Source organism: Lunatimonas sp. (assembly GCF_020832325.1).
Lineage (GTDB): Bacteria > Bacteroidota > Bacteroidia > Cytophagales > Cyclobacteriaceae > Lunatimonas.
Genome location: NZ_JAFIEU010000042.1, coordinates 156,189 through 175,504, shown reverse-complemented (window position 1 = coordinate 175,504; position 19,316 = coordinate 156,189). Strand labels below are relative to the sequence as shown.

11 protein-coding genes are annotated in these 19,316 nt (G+C 46.4%); 8 read left to right on the top strand and 3 right to left on the bottom strand.

The features are described from left to right. Nucleotides 1-4 precede the first annotated feature (4 nt). The 3 genes from JJU34_RS15405 to JJU34_RS15395 are packed head-to-tail and all read right to left on the bottom strand — an operon-like array spanning nucleotide 5 to nucleotide 6,623. Nucleotides 5-2,053: a PKD domain-containing protein gene (locus JJU34_RS15405; RefSeq protein WP_228693293.1), complete on the bottom strand. Its 2,049-nt coding sequence runs from the start codon at nucleotides 2,051-2,053 to the stop codon at nucleotides 5-7. A gap of 12 nt (nucleotides 2,054-2,065) precedes the next feature. Beyond that, nucleotides 2,066-3,538, bottom strand: a complete 1,473-nt coding sequence (locus JJU34_RS15400; RefSeq protein WP_228693292.1) for a RagB/SusD family nutrient uptake outer membrane protein — start codon at nucleotides 3,536-3,538, stop codon at nucleotides 2,066-2,068. A gap of 4 nt (nucleotides 3,539-3,542) precedes the next feature. Continuing rightward, nucleotides 3,543-6,623: a TonB-dependent receptor gene (locus tag JJU34_RS15395; protein WP_228693291.1), complete on the bottom strand. Its 3,081-nt coding sequence runs from the start codon at nucleotides 6,621-6,623 to the stop codon at nucleotides 3,543-3,545. Between the two features lie 245 nt (nucleotides 6,624-6,868). Between JJU34_RS15395 and JJU34_RS15390 the strand changes: the two genes are divergently transcribed. The 8 genes from JJU34_RS15390 to JJU34_RS15355 all read left to right on the top strand — a co-directional run bounded on the left by JJU34_RS15390 (nucleotide 6,869) and on the right by JJU34_RS15355 (nucleotide 19,312). Then, nucleotides 6,869-9,733, top strand: a complete 2,865-nt coding sequence (locus JJU34_RS15390; protein WP_228693290.1) for a regulator — start codon at nucleotides 6,869-6,871, stop codon at nucleotides 9,731-9,733. A gap of 582 nt (nucleotides 9,734-10,315) precedes the next feature. Then, nucleotides 10,316-12,406 (top strand): DUF5060 domain-containing protein, encoded by a 2,091-nt coding sequence (locus JJU34_RS15385; protein ID WP_228693289.1) that lies wholly within the window; start codon nucleotides 10,316-10,318, stop codon nucleotides 12,404-12,406. A 185-nt stretch (nucleotides 12,407-12,591) separates the two neighbouring features. After that, nucleotides 12,592-13,110, top strand: coding sequence for a plastocyanin/azurin family copper-binding protein (locus JJU34_RS15380; protein ID WP_228693288.1), 519 nt, complete (start codon nucleotides 12,592-12,594; stop codon nucleotides 13,108-13,110). A gap of 244 nt (nucleotides 13,111-13,354) precedes the next feature. Then, a complete protein-coding gene (locus JJU34_RS15375; RefSeq protein ID WP_228693287.1) occupies nucleotides 13,355-15,655 on the top strand; it encodes a DUF6797 domain-containing protein in 2,301 nt (766 codons plus the stop codon). A gap of 144 nt (nucleotides 15,656-15,799) precedes the next feature. Continuing rightward, complete coding sequence (locus JJU34_RS15370) at nucleotides 15,800-16,900, top strand: hypothetical protein (RefSeq protein WP_228693286.1); 1,101 nt, start codon at nucleotides 15,800-15,802, stop codon at nucleotides 16,898-16,900. Between the two features lie 35 nt (nucleotides 16,901-16,935). After that, nucleotides 16,936-17,565: a hypothetical protein gene (locus JJU34_RS15365; RefSeq protein ID WP_228693285.1), complete on the top strand. Its 630-nt coding sequence runs from the start codon at nucleotides 16,936-16,938 to the stop codon at nucleotides 17,563-17,565. Nucleotides 17,566-17,611: 46 nt separating this feature from the next. Next, nucleotides 17,612-18,670, top strand: coding sequence for an isocitrate/isopropylmalate family dehydrogenase (locus JJU34_RS15360; RefSeq protein ID WP_228693284.1), 1,059 nt, complete (start codon nucleotides 17,612-17,614; stop codon nucleotides 18,668-18,670). Nucleotides 18,671-18,673: 3 nt separating this feature from the next. Further along, a complete protein-coding gene (locus tag JJU34_RS15355; protein ID WP_228693283.1) occupies nucleotides 18,674-19,312 on the top strand; it encodes a cyclase family protein in 639 nt (212 codons plus the stop codon). The last annotated feature ends 4 nt before the right edge of the window (nucleotides 19,313-19,316 follow it).

Sequence of the window (19,316 nt, the reverse complement as noted above, 5' to 3'; positions counted from 1 at the left end):
TGATTTAGTCGTTTGCCGGAATAAGCACGAAAGACCAGAATACCCCGCCCTCTCCAGAGATATCGATGGTGAGGGTCAGTTCCTGCGTGTTGGCATTGTATCCTAATACGTCGTAAGTGACCGTTTCGTTTGGTCTTGGTGGCCCGGATTGATACTCGCTTCCATTGTAGGCTTTGGCCAGTGCAATGAATGCTCCCGTGCCAGTAACCGATAGTTTGGCGTTTGCACCGCCCGAGGCTGGGGTGAAGTTGAATTGATGCGAACCACCTCCCCAAGCTTCTCCTACCGTACCTTGTAGCGCTTCGACCGGCTGACATCCATCATCTATGCCCATATAGGCTTCTCCGAATACATCGCCTTGTGGATCGTAGGTATAGGTGCCATTATCGTTGAAGATAAATCGGTCGTTGAACAAACACGGGCGGTCACCGCTGATGTCGTTTCCGCTGGGAAACCACTCGTCGCTGCCAGGAACTGGACCTACACCGAAGGCTCCCGCAGCAGGTTTTAGTTTCCATGCTTTTTCACCACTCCCCACCAGCATGTTTCGGGTGAACTCGGCTAGCCCCAAGGATTGATCTGCAGCTGGTACCAATACGAAGTTCCAAAATACGCTTCCATCGGGGCTAATATCTATGGCAAGGCTCAGTTGTCCGGTAGCCGCATCATAGCCAATCACCTCATAGGTCACCGATTCATTTTCCCTTGGTGGACCCTGATTGTATTCACCTCCGTTATAGGCTTTGGGCAGCGCGATGAATGCGCCTGTCCCGGTCACGGTTATTTTAGGATACTCAGTAGGCGTGCCAGGCGTAAAGGTGTAGCTGTGAAGGCCGGAAGCCCAAGCGGCACCCACCGTTCCCTGCAAATCACCTTCGGGCTGACAGCCTTCGGCTATACCCATGTACTCTTCGCCAAAGACTTCCCCTTGGGCATTGTACTCGTAGTTGCCGTTGGAGCTGAAAATGAAAAGGTCATTAAACAGGCAGGGACGATCTCCGGATATGTCTTGTCCATTCGGGAAGAAGGCATCACTACCCCGGCTAGGTCCGACGCCAAATGCTCCCGCAGCCGGATTAAGCATCCATACTTTTCTGCCATTTCCTATCAAGTCATTCAGACTAAAGCTCACGTCCGGGTTCTCCGGTTCTGGTTCCGGTTCGGGAAGCGGATCCGGCTCGAACCCTTCAGGAATCAATCGGATATACCATGCTAGGTCGGTATTTGCTTGATCTACAAAACGTAGGAACATTTCATTTTCTTCCAGTCGAATGATCTGGTAGGTTCTTCCTCCGGCAAAGTAGCCCAAGAATCCACCAGGCGAAATGGTTAGTTCGGGACGTCCGCCTTCGGGTTCTACCAACGACCACCTCAATCCGTCAGGCGCCTCGTAGGGAGCTGAAAGGTCACCTACACCTGGATCAAAAGCACCTGGGAAGTTACTGCCTTGCGCGGCATTCAGGTATACCAGCCCATTTGTTTCCATGACGAATCGGAAACCATCTAAGAAGAACGTGTACCGATCTGTATACATGCCGGAGCCTTCTTTTTCATTGGCAACTGCCTGGTACCATTCAGGGAAATCCCCTGCTGAAGAGGATGGGTTAGGACCTACCCCAAAATGGCCCGGTCTTCCGGCATCGATTTTCCAGGTTTTTCCCTCAGTGGCATCCACGCCTCCTGTTAGCATATTGAAGATAGGACGGTCCAGCAATAGTGGATCTGTTTCGTCAATCACAATGTCTCTAGAAAAGGTTACACTGCCTCCGGCGTTGAACACTGTCAGGGAAACGGTGTAGGTGCCTGCGAGGGGATAGGTGCCTGTGACGGTTTTTCCTTCACCCGTCTGCCCATTCCCTAGGTCCCAGTTCATCATAAAGAAATCCCCATCCGCGGTAAATCGCAGGATATTGTCGCTTTCTGCAGTAGGGGTAAAACTAAAGTTGGCGTCTGCCTCGGTGGGCGCGGCCCCTTCCAGCCGATACTCTTCCACGCAGCCCGCTACTACCAAAAGTGGTAGCAGGAGCCATATATATGATAGGATATTTTTCATTGTTCGATCAATTTAATAGCCCGGATTTTGATTCCAATTGCCCCCGGCCAAGTCTATTTCAACCTGTGGGATGGGGAACACTTCGTGTTTGCCAGGTACAAAACCGCTGATATGCTCTGCGGCTTGTCCCGTTCTGACCAGATCCCAAAATCTGTAACCTTCTCCGGATAGCTCCAGTCTTCTTTCACGTAGTATGGCCTGATAGAGTGCGTCGCCGGTTGCATTGATGGAGGGCATCTGAACTCGGGCTCTTACTTTATTTAATTCGGTCCGCGCTCTGTCGTCGTTGCCGGACCGCTGAAAAGCCTCTGCCGCCATAAGCAGCACATCTGCCCAGCGGATCACCCGATAGTTAAGTGGGCTGGTCAGATCGTCGTCCGGCAGACCTCGCTCGTCAGCCCGCTTGATGTATTTATTATTGTAAAAGCCAGTATGGCCACCCCCTCCGATGGCATAGGAAATTTCCGAAGGGTTAGGTTGCGCCGCAATAAATGCTTCGATGTCCAGTACGGTAGCATCGCGACGGATGTCGCTGGCGTCAAACGCATCGTACAAGTCTTGTGTGGGAAGGTTGTAGCTATTTCCGTCGGCATAGAATGGTCCTTCGTATTGCCGAATACCGTGGAAGCCCACCGCGGCATTGCCATTTAGGCATATCAAGCAGCCGTAATCTCCACCTTGTAACCCCGAAAACTGAATGGTAAACACATCTTCGGATACGTTTTGGTTTGCCACTAAGAATAGGGTGCTGTAGTCTGAAAATAAGCCATAGCCACCCGCATTGGTATCAATCAGGTTGCCGAGTACCGTCGCTGCTTCGTTGTATTTGCCTTGGAAGAGCAGTACTTGACCCAATAGGGCTGCAGCAGCTCCTGAAGTCAAGCGACCGGTTTCGCTGACGGTTGCCGGAAGAACCTCCCGGGCCGCTCTAAGATCGGACTCGATTTGGGCGTATACCTCCGCTTTTGGTGTCCTAACGGTGCTGGAGATTTCATTGATCGAGATCCTTCGGTCTATAATCAGCGGCATATCTCCAAAGTATTTAACCAGGTTAAAGTAGAAATAGGCGCGCATCATTTTGGCTTCTGCCAGGATGAGCTCCTTGCCGGCAAAGTCAATTTTGTCCTGATTTTCGAATATATAGTTTGCTCGGGCAATGCCGGTATAATTCACCCGCATGACGGCTCTCAGCTCTTCATTCACACCGCCATGGGTCATGTTTTGAATCTCGTGAAGGCCTTGGGTGTCGTTTACGCTTTCACCTCCAGCGATGGAGTTGTCGGAGGCAATCTCTCCGATCCATATGTTCAGGTATGCGGGTTGCATCATGTCATAGACACCGATGATGGCCCGGTCGAAATCTTCCCGCGTGTTGAAGAAGTTTTCTGCATCTTGGGTGTATTCAGGATCTACGTTCAGCAGGCTGTCGCATGCCGAAAGTATTCCAAAAGGAATGATCAATAACCACTTATATATACGTCTCATGATGTTAAAATTTAATGTTAAAGCCTGCCATAATGGTTCTCGCCTGTGGGTAAATACCGTTATCTACCCCAGCGCCAAGAGGATTGCCTGAACCCACATCCGGATCAAAGCCTTGGTATTTGGTGATGGTTACCAAGTTGTTGGCGGCTATATAAAATCTGAAAAATTGAACTCCGAACCTCTGCGATACCTCGGTAGGCAGTGTATACCCCATTTGAACGTTTCTCAAACGGGCAAAGGAGCCATCTTCGACATAAAAGTCAGAGAAAACGGTGTTTCTGGTTGCGCCTGTGGTTAGTCTAGGCACCTCGTTGGTGGTACCTGGACCTGTCCAGCGAGCCAGGTTGTAGCTGAGTTGATTGGCCCAGGGCTGCTGTCTCTCATAGTTTCGGATAATGTCTTGACCAAGTGCCGCAAAAATATTTGCACCAAAGTCTATTCCTTTGAAGTCTACGGAGAAATTAAAGCCCATCACCACATTCGGAATAGGTGAGCCGATCATCGTTCTGTCGGAATCATCCCCAAAGTTAACCATGCCATCACCATTCTGATCGACAAACCTCAAATCACCCGGTCTCGCACCTGCTTGGGTTACTGGGTTAGACGCTATCTCTTCAGCAGATTGGAATATTCCGTCTGTCTGGTAGCCTACAAAATAGCCGATGGGGAATCCCTTCTGAAATCGGGTGGCAACGTTGCCGCCCACACTGAAGGGAGCACCAGGAATGAATTCGAAACCTTCTGGAACAGCGGTCACTTCGTTTTTTAGAAAGGTGACGTTGTAGTCAAATCGGAAGTTGACACCCTGTGGCCTTACCGTTCCGTACCCAAGTTCGAGCTCAATGCCGCGGTTCATTACGTCCCCTGCATTGATTACCGGCGGAGAACCCCCTGGTCCGTATGATCCTAGCAAAGCAGACACGTCAGGTTGGAACAAGAGGTCTTTGGTGTTTTTAATGAAATAATTGGCTGTGAAGTCCAAGTTCTGGAAGAAGGAAAAATCTAGGCCGATATTTGTCTGGTACGTAGTCTCCCATTTCAGATCAGGATTGCTCGTATTTCCTATGGCGGCACCATTTATGATAAAATCATTGAACACATAGGTAGCCGAACCATTCAGTAGCCCCCTGTATCGGAACAAGCCGATTTGATCATTTCCGGAAACTCCAAAGCTGGTTCGAAGTTTCATGAAATCAATTGCGCTTGAATTGAAAAACGACTCGTCTGAGATGACCCAGGCGCCGGAGATTGCTGGAAAATATCCGATACGGTTATTCGGTCCAAAGTTTGATGATCCGTCTCTACGAAGAATTGCCGAAATTAAATATCTCCTCTGGAAATCGTATTCTCCTCGGACAAAGGCAGAGGTAAGGCGCTGTCTACTTTGAAAAGAACCCACATTGTTAAGAAATCCACCCGGAGCTTGGTTTGCCGAAATATCTGCAAACCGGATGTCGTTATTCGGGATATTGAACCCGGTTCCGTTTAATCCTTCGCTTCTGTTACCTACCAAGGATACCCCAAACATGCCCTTCACCCGGTGATCCGCAGTCAATGCCTTTTCGTAGTTTAGGAACGTTTCCAGGTTATAGTCCAAAAAGGTGTTTCTCGATTCAAATACACTGGCCCCGCGTTCGATTTGCGAACCACCTACATCTACAAGAACGGGGTCTAGGTTTGCATTTCTGGCAGTGTTTGCAAATTTGCCCGGACCGTACCAAACCAAAGGGTTAAATACTTTGGAGTCTACCAGCGCGTAGTTGTAGCCCGCGCGCCCTGTCCAGGTAAAGTTACCGTTGATTTTGTATTCGATTTCCTCTTTTCCTACCAGCTTGTTGACCCATGCGTCGTTATGGGTATTTTCCATTTGTGCGAGCGGATTGATGATGTCGTTTACGTTGTCTAGGTAGGAGTACCTGCTTCCGACAAGAATAGGCTCGGTAGGATATGCATTGATGGTATTGTATAAAACAGAACCTATTCCCCCCTGAGGGAGTGTTTTGCTCTCTTCTCGGGTAAACAGAAGTACATTGGTGAGCTTCACTCTGGGCGCAAGCTCCGTAATAAAGTTTATACGGGCATTATACCGTTCAAAATTTGCCTTGGGACCGCCTACGATACCCTGCTGCGAAAAGTAGGATCCGCCAATGGAGTACGAGGTCTTTTCGGAACCACCCGTCACCGTCATGTTGTATTCTTGAATAGGAGCGGTTTGAAACACCGCATCCTGCCAGTTGGTGCCCTCACCCAGTTCCACATTATTGAAGGGCATGGGTTGTCCTCCTGCGGCAAAAGCTTCATTTTTCAGAATCGCAAATTCGCGCGCATTTAGCAGGTCAAGTTTACGGGCGGTTTCCTGGACGCCGTAATAGCCGGAAAAATCCAGTCTGGGTTTCGATCCCAGGTTTCCTTTCTTCGTTTCGATCAGAATCACACCATTGGCGGCGCGAACCCCATAGATCCCGGCCGTACCGTCTTTCAGCACGTTTACTGATTCGATGTCGTTTGGATTTAAGGCGTTAAGTCCGGCAGCATCGTAAATGACACCGTCCACCAATATCAGGGGGTCGTTGTCCCCGAAGGTTCCTATACCCCGAATACGGATGTTTGAAGTACCTCCTGGCGCACCCGAGTTGGTCGAGATATTGACGCCTGCCAATTGTCCCTGCAAGGCTTGGTCTACCCGCGGCATGTTCATTCGCTCTATGGCTTCGCCTTTTAGCTGGGATGTGGCCCCCGTGAGTTCTTTTTTCGTGGCTGTACCGTATCCGATCACCACTACTTCATTGAGGTTCGTGAGATCTTCTAGCAAGGTAACGTTGATCTCCCGCGCATTACCCACAGTTATCACCTGTGTCTTATACCCTATAAAGGAAAACTGGAGTTTGTCTCCAGTGGAAGCATTGATGGAGAAATTACCATCCAAGTCGGTCACAGAACCTACGATCGACTCAAGCTTCAGAATGCTTACTCCTGGTAGTGGAAAGCCGGTATCATCCGTGACTTGCCCCCTCACTACGTCTCCTTGCGCCCATACTCCCGCATGGAGCGAAAGCGCAAAACACAACAGTACTAGTCTTTTCATTTTTTTTGGATTTATGAGCCTACAAGGTGGCGTTAAAATATAGTTTTCGGAAATATCGAGCTACATCAATACTACATCATAAGGTTTTACGGCCTTACTCAATAATTCATCAAAACAACTAAAAATGCTGCATTTAGTTTAACTAGACCTGTTTTTCAAAAATCTCACCAACACATTTTTGCTTTGTGTTCATTACATCATGGATAAATCCGTTATCTTGTAATTTCAAATCAATAAACCCGGAATTGAAACTGCTGCTGTTTTACCTATTGAGCTTTTTCCAAGTAGCCGCCCTGATGGGACAGGGGCTTGGTTTGCCGTTTTCAAAATACTACGCGAGTCAAGAGTATGGTGCTGGAATTCAGAACTATGCCATCACTCAAAAACCTTCGGGCGTTATCTATGTAGCTAATAACTACGGGCTGTTGGAGTATGATGGCACTTCGTGGAGGAGGTACGCACTTCCCTCCGGGGCCAAAGTGCGGCATGTGCAGCTAGGTGAAAACGGCCTGGTTTATGTTGCCGGCCAGGGAGATTTTGGTTTTTTTGGCCCAGACGCTACCGGTCATCTCCGGTTTCAGTCACTTCGTGGCGCACTTCCAGAGGCATACAGGGAACTGGAGGAAGTTTGGAAAGTCTATCTGTCATCTGAGGCATTGTATTTCTGTACAGATAGACAGATTTTTGTTTTTGACAAGGACCAGCAATTTCAGCAGGTAATCTCTTCAAAAAGTTCCTTTGAGAGCTTTCATTTCAGCGGGAATAAATTATACGTCAACGAAATAGGGCAAGGAATTCAGGTGGTTCAAAACGCAGAACCTAACACCATCGGTGGTTCCCGCTTTTTTCGGGACCAGTTGGTGACCTCTGTCCTGCAGCTATCTCCTGACGTGCTGCTGGTCTTTACCAGGGATCAGGGTGCGTATCACCTACAGGGTGATAACGTAACTCCTTGGAGGCAAGTCGGTGGTAGCGGGGTAAACACGGCCTTACGTCTGAGAAACGGGCAGGTCGTCATGGGGACTCAGACCGATGGACTCTATTTACTGGATGATCAGGGCGGACAGCTTTTGCATCTCGATACAACGAATGGTTTGACCAACAATGCTATTCTGTCGCTATTTGAAGACCTCTCCGGCAACCTGTGGATAGGGCATGCCAACGGTATCACCTTATTGGAGTTGAGCAATCCCTTTCGAAGGATCAATCAGTTCTCTGGCCTAAGCGGTACCGGCTATCATGCAGTGCTTCACGATGGAAACCTTTATTTTGGGACAAACTATGGGGTCTATGTGCGGGGGGATACCAACCGGGAGGGGGAGGAGGCTGTTTTTGTTCCGAATTCTCAGGGACAGGTTTATCAGCTAAAGACGATACAAGATCAGCTGCTGATTGCACATAATGACGGAGCTTTTGTGGTTCAGGGTGGTGTAGCCAAAAAACTGGACGGTCCGACCGGCATCTGGAACTTTCAGCCGCTTAGAGGGCATCCCAATCTGGTATTGGTGGGGGGATATAACGGTCTCTACCTGTATGAGATAGGTCCTTCCGAAGTCCGTTTTTTGCGTCAACTAAGTGGGTTTAATGAGTCTAGCCGAATCATTGAGCAAGATGACCAGGGGCGTATCTGGGTAGCCCATGGGTACAGGGGCTTGTACAGGCTTCAGTTGGACAACAAGCTGGAAACTGTAGCGGTGGAGAGGTTTGGACAGGAGGCGGGCCTTCCCAGTGGAACGATGAATAACGTGTGGTATGTCAACAACCGACTGGTATTTACCACCCAATCCGGCATATTCCGGTTTGATGAGCAAAGCAAGCGGTTTGAACGCGACGATTTCTTCCAGCGATATTTCGGAAACGGCGACTTGCTGCATGTACTACAGGAAGACCCTCTGGGGAATATTTATTTCATTGGGGCGGAAGAAGTAGGGGTTCTGGAAAAGCGGGTGGACGGAAGCTTTGTCAAACAAACCGAGCTGTTCAATCAGCTTCGGCCCTTGCTCAACGATGACTTGCAAAATATTTCTTCCATCCGGGGCAATGAGGTGCTTTTCGCTGCAAACGAGGGGTTTATTCGATTTAGCCTGAATGAGGGGAATTACCGGCCTCACGAATTCCGTACGCTGATTCGTTCGGTCTATCTGACCGGGGCGGTAGATTCCTTGGTTTTTGTTGGTGGCGCTTCACAAGCAGAGTCCGCAGCTGCAGCGCAGGTATTAAAAATCCCCTATACCAAGGCCAACCTTCGAATAGCAGCGAGCAATCCCACCCCAAACAACGAGAAAGAGCTGGCCTTTCAATATTGGCTGGAGGGTTTGGAACAAGGGTACGGCGAATGGATACAAAGCAACGAAAAAGCCTATACCAACCTCCGCGAAGGGAGGTATACCTTTTGGGCCAGAAGTCGTAATCTCTACGGTCAGGTAGCCGCCGAGGCCAGTTGGTCCTTTGAGGTGCTGCCGCCTTGGTACCGAAGTAGGGTGGCCTTTACTGCGTATTTTTTGATGGTGTGCTTAGGAGTGGTTTTGGGATATCGGGCTGTAGACAGTAGGTACCAGCAAAAGACCCAGCAGGTGAAAGATGCTTCGATGCGGGTGATAGAGGAAAAGGAGTCTGCGCTTCAAAGCTCGCAGCGGGAACTGGAGCAGCTGCGTACAGAGAAACTCAGGCAGGAGATTCAGTTAAAGGATAAGGAGCTTGCGACCGCTACGATGCACCTGATTACCAAAAATGGATTTATTGACCATGTCAAAGGGAACCTAACCGGGATCATTAAGAAGAGCAAAAACCAAGAGGTAAAGAATGAGATTCAAAAAGTGATCAAAAACATTGAGAAAAATATTGCCGAAGACGATGATTGGGAGCAGTTTGAAATCCATTTCGACCAAGTACATGGCGACTTTATGTCCCGTTTCAAAAAGTCCTTTCCAGAGCTTAGTCCCCAAGAAATCAAGCTTAGCGCTTACTTGCGCATGAATTTGAGTACCAAAGAAATTGCCTACCTGATGAATATATCTGTGCGGGGTGTGGAGATTGCGCGATACCGGCTGCGGAAAAAGCTTGTCCTACAACGCGAGGATAATCTTCAGGAGTATATTTTGAAATTTTAGCTACTTTCCTTCACACGAAGATTTGACCATGGAAATACCAAGCCAGAAAGAGTTGCCTATAGCAAAGCAGTGGGAAGACTCCCTTTGTGAACACAGGGATGTCGGTAACCAAAAATAATAGATGTTGATGAAATCGAGGCGGCCTGCCGGACAGGAAAGCATGACATAGGCCTCGCACACACTGAGATAACTATTTTGATCGATTGAGTTTTTCAGTAGATCCTATGTGATTACATACTTATTTTTAACATCCAGCCGAAAAAGAATTAGAATGAAAAATAGTTTGCAATAAATCCTAATGATGGGTTTCCGATTTTAATTTTGTTTAAATATGTTTTGAAGGATATATAACATTGATAATTTTATTTTTGTCAGGCTTACGTAGTATTAATGTTTCAAATAGAAAATTGAGAACCAACTAACCCCCTAAACCTGAAAACGGGAATCCAATTTTCTCTGGGAAAAAACTTTTTTTCTCAAAAAGATATATAAATTTACTTTCTCAAAAAATGTATACAGTATACATAAATCAAGTAATTTATAAGTAGGAATATGGGTTTCATGATAAAGCCGGCGTTTATTTTGCCTTTAGTCATTTTTTGGGTAGGCATTCCATGCGTATTTTCCCAGCAACAGGAATTCACTTTGGGAGACGAGGTGTTTTTTCCAAACCCAAAAGTTATAGACACTTATTCAGAAGTGACGGGTGAGTTGAGACAATGGCATAAAGTAACCCTAGTCATTGATGGGCCTAGAGCTAGTCAATTTGGGCAAACTTTACTGGTTGCGGACGAAGAAAATGCCACTTTAAATTTGGATGTTAGACCGAATGCAGGCCCTCCCGGAAGGCTTGGTTTTATGCATCCTAACCCTTATCTGGATTATCGGATGACGGTTACTTTTAGGCATGAGTCAGGAGAACCCGTATATCAAGTCCCGGGATATTTTGCTGCTGATGGAAATGCAGCCGAGTCAGGAGCCACTTCAGGTAATAAATGGAAAGCTCATTTATCACCTGATAAAACAGGGTTATGGGAGTGGGAAGTGTCTTTTGTGGCCGGTGTGGATGTTTCCATAGATGCCGAAAAGACGGGTCGTCCCTATAAGCCTTATGACGGAATGAAGGGAACGTTTGAATTAGGGCAGACGGACAAGGATTCCCCTGATTTTAGGTCCAAGGGCAGGCTTGCCTATGTGGGGCAACGGTACTTACAGTTTAAGGGTACCGGCGAGTATTTCCTGAAGGCTGGCACAGATGCCCCGGAAACCTTGTTGGCCTATGCGGATTTTGACGGTACCATGACCATGCATGTTCCTGGAAACAGGGGTTGGGTTGGCCCTGAAATGGGACATGGGCTTCATGAGTACGCCCCGCACATTCGAGATTGGCAGCAAGGTGATCCAACTTGGAGAGGAAACAAGGGCCTGGGATTGATTGGCGCTATAAATTACTTATCAAGCAGGGGATTAAATGCACTTTCTTTTATGACCTACACGGGTGGTGGGGATGGAGAAAATGTCTGGCCTTGGGTTTCCAGAAATGAAAAGTTGCATTTTGATGTTTCTAAGCTGGACCAGTGGGAGATCGTATTTGGTCATGCACAAAAAATGGGTTTATTTCTCAATTTTAAGTTTCAGGAACAAGAAAACGATTCAGGTTGGCCACATAGGGCAGGGCTTAGCCCAAACACCATAGTCCCTGAGGCGATGGATGGTGGTACCTTGGGCAAGGAAAGGAAACTCTATACCCGTGAATTGATCGCACGTTTTGGTCATCACCTGGCTTTGAATTGGAATCTGGGGGAAGAAACCCAGATGAAATCGGAGCGTATCCAAGAGTGGTCTTGGTACATCCAGCAGTTGGATCCCTATAAACACCACATGGTGATCCATACCCTCGGCTCCTCTTCGGGGCATGACAACACCTACCCTTACCTCACGGGAGACCAATCCGCCATCACTGGTCCAAGCATGCAAACCCAAAGGTACAGGGATGCCCATGCGTTCACCTTGCGCTGGATCCGGGCTTCTGAGAAGGCGGGTAAACCTTGGGCGGTGTCGTATGACGAGCAAGGAAACGGATGGTGGGGGGTTCCTGCGGACCCCGGTTTTGAAGATTGGGACAAGGAATTGGGTTTCGATTCGTTGGATGATGAGCCCATGGATATTGGTGGCACTGGTGAAATTGCGGACATACATGAAATTCGAAAATATGAAATGTGGCCTCATTATATGGCTGGTGGATTTGGGGTAGAACTATATTTCGGGTACAGGCCCGTACATAATGATCTCGATGCCGAAGATTTTAGAAGCCGGGAGAGAAGCTGGGGGTATGCCAGGAACATTTTGGAATTTTTCCATGTCAATAAGGTTCCGTATTGGGAAATGGAGAACCATAATATACTTGTAGGGAATGAAAAGGATGATAACAGTAAGTACTGCTTTGCCCAGCCAGGGGAGATATATTTGGTTTATTTGCCGGAAGGAGGATCTACTTCTCTCGATTTGAGGAGTGCTTCAGGTAGCTTTAGCGTACGTTGGTATGACCCCAGAAACGGGGGTAAGTTGCAGAAGGGTAGCTTAGAGACGCTGATAGGTGGGGATATCGTAGAAATTGGCACGGCCCCATCTTTACCAAATGAGGATTGGTTGGTGGTGATTAAGAAGGAATAGGCCAGTCAACCTAAAAGAGAGATCCTTAGAATTGCGAAACGTCTCCACCTGATTGTGAAGAAACGGGATGGTATTATTCTCGCTGATGGACTAAAATACGCGTGTTTGTTGCAAATTCAGGGCAACAAAGAACACAAAGAAAAATTGTCTAACCAATTAATATTCAGTTAATTAAATTATATTTTATGAGAGTCATAGCTTTGTCATGTTTCGGTTTGTTTTTCATTTCCTTTAATATCCTTCCCGGTACAGTTGAGGATGAAATAGATATTGCGGTTTGTTCAAGTAATACAAACCTATCGGCTGAACCTGCTCAAAACCTTACCGTGTATGCGGATAAGGATGTAATAGAGATCCTATCAACAGGGATTGACTTAAATTATTCTGTGACTGAGATTCAGGCCAAAGCGGGCACTACCTTACGTATCCGGTATATCAATGAAAGTGAAATGAGTCATAATATCGTGTTTGTAAGGGAAGAGGCAGATATCCGTCCCGTTGGAATTGCTTCCCTTCAAGCCATGGCAACTGACTGGATTCCTGAGAATGAAATGGAGCGAATTATTGCGTTTAGTGAGTTGGCCTATGCCGGGGATACCGTAGAGCTCTCCTTCAAGGTGCCACCGCCTGGAACCTACCCCTACATTTGCACCTATTCCGCACACTGGACTCTTATGCAGGGACGGTTGATATCAACAGAATAACCTACCTGTTATCAGCAGATCAAGATATCCAATCAGTTGATATTGCCGATCTTCTAACTGATTTATAACAAATGTCTCAATTTAATTGCCCAAATTAAATGATTTTGGCAATTGTTACATATAGAATTACTCAGGGCATATGACAAATTTAGTAAAACCGCTTTTCCTTAGTTCCGTATTTGCTGTGGCAACTTGTTTTATCTCAAGTATACCACTGCAAGCGCAGTTTCAGCCTTCAGATAATATGAATCCTATGGAACATGGGCTATTTGTCACTTCCACCATGGCTCATGACCCCTTTACATCTAGCAGCATATTTGTGAATAAGGGAATAGCTGTCAAGGTGGGGGCCGATCCACAGGCGGTAGTTACTTTTGACACGGATTTACTGCGTGTCGCAAGTGCTTGGACGGGTGGGTTTCTTCATTGGTATTTAGGACGGGATGGTTTGGAAAATTGGCCCAGTCCAGATGGGTTTATTCACTTCGAGACCAGCAAAACTCCTGGATGGTCGCTAAATAAAGGGTTTAAAGACCCAAGAAGTTGGCCTTATGGCCCGCTTCCGAAGGAGACGGGGCACTATAAGGGGCTTTATATCAACGGGGAAAAGGTCCTTTTTTCGTATACTGTCGGTGATAGCGATGTTCTTGAGTTGCCTGGTTTTGAACAAGTAAATGACCATCCGGTTTTTACCCGGACATTTACCCTGAGCCCCACCAAAGAAACCATGTCTTTGCGCGTGCTGCAAGTACCTGAAAATGCGGAAATGGAGATAACTTCAGTTTCGGATTCTAAGGAATACATAATACTAAAGGTTGGCAACAACACCCGTGCCGTAGGCTTACAGGGTGTTTTTGATTCCAAAGCAACATGGAGAATACAAAACGGCCATCTTGCACTGGATCTTCCAGCTATTGAGAAACCGCTTGGTTTTAAGTTGGCTATTGGTCCGGTTTTGTCCGGGCAAGAATCGAATTATTTGTCCACATACCTGGGACAGGCTGCGGGTATTTCAGATTTGACAGAGTATAAGAACCCCGGGCCAAATCAATGGGAGACACTGCAAACCGAAGCGGTGATGGGTGATGAAGCAGGTGCGTTTGCCGTGGATGAGCTTACCTTGCCATCGGAGAATCCATGGAATTCCTTCATTCGGTTGATGGATGTGGACTTCCTCTCCGATGGACGTGCCGTGGTGGCTTCACTAAGTGGAGATGTGTGGTTACTTGATGGTGTCAGGGAGGAACTAGGAACGCTCCAATGGCATCGATTCGCAACGGGTTTGTTCCAGCCTAGTGGGGTCAAAGTGGTCGATGACCAGGTCTATGTTATCGGTCGTGATCAAATTACCAGGTTACATGATTTAAATAAGGATGGATTTGCGGATTTCTATGAGAATTTCAATAACGAACTCATGGCATCCACCAATTTTCATGCGTTTACTTTAAATTTGGAAACGGACTCAGAAGGAAATTTTTATTTTGCTAAATCGACACCTTGGCCCCCTTATATCAGTGGAAAAGGGCCTTCAAAAGATGCTGAGATAACGCCACATCACGGAGTACTTTTTAAATTATCGCCTGACGGGGAAAAGCTTGAAATAATCGCAAGGGGCCTTCGGAACCCCAACGGGATGGATATGAACGCTGATGGTGAAATCGTATATGCCGACAACGAGGGGAACTGGGTGCCTACGAGTAAAGTCCATCGGATAAAAAAAGGAGGATTCCATGGCTTTATTCCAGCTGCACATGAAACACTTCGTCCTGATTCGTTTGAGCCGCCCATTGTTTGGACACCCCATTATTTGGACAATTCTCCCGCCAAACCTATGTTTATAACAAGTGATAAGTGGCCTAAAGAGCTACACGGCAACCTATTGCTGGCCTCCTATGGTCGTGCGAACCTCTCCTTGATAGTAAAGGAAGAGGTAGATGGCGTATGGCAGGGAGCGCATATAAATTTACCCCTTGTGTTTAGGTCTGGTCTTGAGCGTGGTCGGTTCCATAAGGATGGGCATCTCTATATCGCCGGGATGACTAGCTGGCAATCCATTGGGGAGAAATGGGGGTCCTTTCATCGGGTAAGGTATACCGGGCAGCCCTTAGATGTGCCAATTTCGGTTACTACCAAAGCGGGTGGGCTTGAAATTAGGTTTTCGGAGGTATTGGATAGAGAGGCAGCAGGTGAAATTGGAAATTACAAATTGCAAAAATGGACCTATCCCTGGACTAGTCAATATGGTACCCGTGGAAAGGTTTATTCTGTGGACAACCCCGGAGAGACAAAGCCTGACCCGGTACAAGTAAAATCCATTCGTTTATCCGAGGACGGGAAATCCGTATTTCTTGAGATTCCGGCTTTAACCCCCGGTTTGGTAAATAGCTCCATAGGTACGCTTAAAGAATTACCGGATATGATTGAATCCTCCTTGGGATTAGTCATATCAATAAGTTACCAGATTTCTACCGCAGACGGCACGAAGCTTAACCATATGATTCACAAAACCATACACCGTGTACCGGTTGAGGGGTTTGTAAGATAGGTTAAGTACTTCAACGGCTTCACCGTATTTAATACATCTCTTGTGAAAATTCAATAAATTGTAGACATACGGGAAAAGTAAGTTTTTGATCTTTATCTGGTCTGATTTTAAGAAACTTAATTCCCTATCTTAAAAACCAATAGTATGAAAAAAATAACCTATTTAATGCTGCCCCTATTAAGCCTATCTTTGCTTTTATTTGCTTTCCATCCTGCCCCAAAAAAGACTGTTGTTACCATCGAGGGTGAATCCTTTTATGTAAATGGCAAACCTACCTACGAAGGCAGAACCTGGAAGGGCAACAAAATCGAGGGGTTGCTAATGAATTCCCGAATGGTGCAGGGCATCTTTGACGACCTTAATCCGGAGACCAGAGAATTGTTTGGCTATCCGGATACCGGCGAGTGGGATCCGGATAGAAATACAGCTGAATTTGTGGCAGCCATGGACGAATGGAAATCGTATGGGATGAATTCATTCACCATGAATTTACAGGGAGGAAGTCCTACCGGGTATGGGAATAAGGAGTGGCTCAATTCCGCCTTTTACCCCGATGGCCGTTTAAGACAGCCTTTTATGGATCGGCTGAAGTTGATTTTGGACAAAGCGGATGATTTGGAAATGGTGGTTATACTGGGTATTTTTTATTTTGGGCAGGACCAAAATCTGGATGATGAACAAGCAGTGATCAATGCGGTAAAAAATTCGGTGAATTGGGTTTTGGAAGAAGGTTATGAAAATGTGTTGATAGAAGTCAACAACGAATGTGATGTAAACGCCTATGACCATGAAATCCTTAAACCGGCTAGGGTCCACGAGCTCATCGAGTTGGTAAAAAGCATGGAGCAAAACGGCAGAAGGTTGTTGGTTAGCACCAGCTATAAAGGAAATACTCCTCCCAAGCCCAATGTGGTGAAGTCAGCTGATTTTATTCTGATTCATGGCAATGGGGTGAGGACAACCGAGATGATGGAAAAGCTAATCGAAAATACCCGCAAGGTGGAAGGGTTCAGGCCCATGCCGGTGGTAGTCAACGAGGATGACCATTACGATTTTGATAAGGAAAGAAACAATTTTACCGTGGCGGTGGAAAATTATGTTTCTTGGGGATTCTTTGACTACCGAAGGAATGGAGAACCGTTCGAGGAGGGTTACCAAAGCGTACCCGTGGATTGGGGGATCAATTCCGAGCGGAAACAAGGGTTCTTTGACTTGGTCAAAGAGATTACAGGAGGTACCTACTAATTTAAACAGAACAAATTGGTTTTTGGAAATAACCTATGAGCTCCAATATCGTAACTTTAATCTTATCCTTTTCGCTAGCGGTATTGCATCAATGGACCACCGGTATCCCCTGCGATACTGGGCTGGGGAAACAATTTGATGGATATCCATCTATTCAAGATCAAATAATCAAACAAAAGGAAGGGTCGGCATGGCATCCAGAATATGTTACCACCTCGGAGAATAGTCTTTCTGATTCCGAAAAATGGAATTTGAAAATAAACGGCTTTTCTCCAGCTTATTATGACAAGGTCAGGGATGCCATTGCCATTAACACCGTTGAGCAACCAACTGATAAATGGGCTGCTGCCACCACTTCGTTTGAACTCCTAACGGGAATTTACACCATTCGTTTTACATCCTTGTTAGAATCAGACGGAGAAAGTTCCTATAAGGTTCGTATTGATGATAAGCAGGTGCTTGAATTTCAAAATCCCAGAATATACGGTAAGGATATCCCGGAGTATGCTCCCCATGTCGTAGAGGTTAAGGATGTGGCCATGGTTCGTGGATGTAAAATACAGGTTGAATTTCTGCCCCACTCAAATGGCTTGGTTCCTGAAGGTGACGGATTCGGGTACGCCCGGGCTAGATGGAGTAACAATATTGAATTTTTACCACAATAAAAAAAAAACTATACTAAAAAGTGCATCTACATAATAAAAAAAACATATGAAAACCTATCAATTAGCAATAGTCCCTGGCGATGGCATTGGCCATGAAATCATACCCGCAGCCCTTAAAGTTCTAGAGGCAGCAGCAAATAGGTTCGGCTTTAATTTAAACTATACATTCTTTGATTGGGGAGCGGGCAGGTATATTAAGGAAGGGGCGTTTATGCCGGAAGATGGCTTGGAGACATTGAAATCTTTTGATGCCGTTTTTTTTGGTGCTGTCGGATTGACGGAGGTAGATGATACGCTACCGGCCAAATTATACACCTTTAAAGTACGGACGGCCTTTCAGCAATATGTGAATTATAGACCTGTGAAATTGTTTAAGGGGCTGGAAAGCCCACTTCGAAATAAAACTTCAAAGGAAATTGATTTTGTGGTGATCCGCGAAAACAATGAAGGGGAATTTGTACAGTCCGGTGCTTTTTTCCGACCGGAAAGCCCCGAGGGATTAGCAACAGATACAAGCATTTTCACCCGTAAAGGTATAGAACGGGTCGCTCATTTTGCTTTTCAATTGGCACAAAAAAGGCGAAAAAAAGTCACTAATGTGACCAAATCCAATACCTTGATCCATAGCTTAAAATACTGGGATTCGGTTATTTCAGAGGTTTCTGAACAGTACCCCGATGTCAAACTGGAGAAAATGTATATAGACAACGCCAGTGCCAACTTTATCCTGCATCCGGAGTATTTTGACGTAATACTTACAACCAATCTTTTTGGGGACATTTTAAGTGATCTTGGTGGAGGTATCATGGGCAGCTTGGGCTTAGGCGGAAGCGGCAACCTCAATCCTGAAAAAGAATTTCCATCCATGTTTGAACCCATTCACGGGTCTGCCCCTGACATTGCCGGAAAAGGAATAGCCAATCCGGTAGGTACGATTTGGTCTGGAGCCTTGTTGTTAGAACACCTTGGTGAACACGAGGCGGCTAATCATATCATAAATGCTGTTGAAAATGTTTTCGAAAAAGGCATAAAAACCAAAGATCTTGGAGGCACTGCTTCTACCAGTGAATTTGCGGAAAATGTAATCTCCGTGTTAAACCAGTAAAAAATGGAATGGATTGATCTCACGCAAACCATCCATCCGGAGATGCCGGGAGTGAATCTTCGGGAGGCTAAGAATCTGGAAAAAGACGGATGGAATGCTACAACGATTGAAATGTATAGCCACTCAGGAACTCACATGGATGCCCCAATTCACTTTGGCGTAGACGGGCCGACTATTGATCAGATCCCATTGGCGAATTTGATGGGCTATGCACGAATCCTTGACTTGACAGGAATCCTGCCTTCCGCTTTGATCCAAGTCAGCGATTTGGGCCCGTTGAGGGAAGAGCTTAAAACCGGGGATAGCCTGATTATTCATACTGGATGGAGCCAATACGCTAGGACTTCCATGGAAAAATACAGAAACGAATTGCCAAGAATCAGTGAGGAACTTGCCAATTGGTTAGTAGAAAGAGGTATTAAAATGATAGTTGTCGAACCCCCTTCTGTTGCGAATGTAAATGATTTGCAGGAGGTTACACGGATTCATCGGATATTGTTTTCCGGTAAGATCATCATTGTAGAAGGAATCTGTAACTTGGAGGAGATACAAACAGACGAAGTCGAACTTATGGTCTTGCCCTTAAAAGTAGGTGGAGGAGATGGCGCACCAGCCAGGGTAATTGCAAAACCGCTGAACTAAAAAC

Excerpts from the sequence above, each read along its gene's own strand:
- JJU34_RS15405 (WP_228693293.1), bottom strand. The coding sequence starts at position 2,053 with ATGAAAAATATCCTATCATATATATGGCTCCTGCTACCACTTTTGGTA.
- JJU34_RS15400 (WP_228693292.1), bottom strand. The coding sequence starts at position 3,538 with ATGAGACGTATATATAAGTGGTTATTGATCATTCCTTTTGGAATACTT.
- JJU34_RS15395 (WP_228693291.1), bottom strand. The coding sequence starts at position 6,623 with ATGAAAAGACTAGTACTGTTGTGTTTTGCGCTTTCGCTCCATGCGGGA.
- JJU34_RS15380 (WP_228693288.1), top strand. The coding sequence starts at position 12,592 with ATGAGAGTCATAGCTTTGTCATGTTTCGGTTTGTTTTTCATTTCCTTT.
- JJU34_RS15375 (WP_228693287.1), top strand. The coding sequence starts at position 13,355 with ATGAATCCTATGGAACATGGGCTATTTGTCACTTCCACCATGGCTCAT.
- JJU34_RS15370 (WP_228693286.1), top strand. The coding sequence starts at position 15,800 with ATGAAAAAAATAACCTATTTAATGCTGCCCCTATTAAGCCTATCTTTG.
- JJU34_RS15365 (WP_228693285.1), top strand. The coding sequence starts at position 16,936 with ATGAGCTCCAATATCGTAACTTTAATCTTATCCTTTTCGCTAGCGGTA.
- JJU34_RS15360 (WP_228693284.1), top strand. The coding sequence starts at position 17,612 with ATGAAAACCTATCAATTAGCAATAGTCCCTGGCGATGGCATTGGCCAT.
- JJU34_RS15355 (WP_228693283.1), top strand. The coding sequence starts at position 18,674 with ATGGAATGGATTGATCTCACGCAAACCATCCATCCGGAGATGCCGGGA.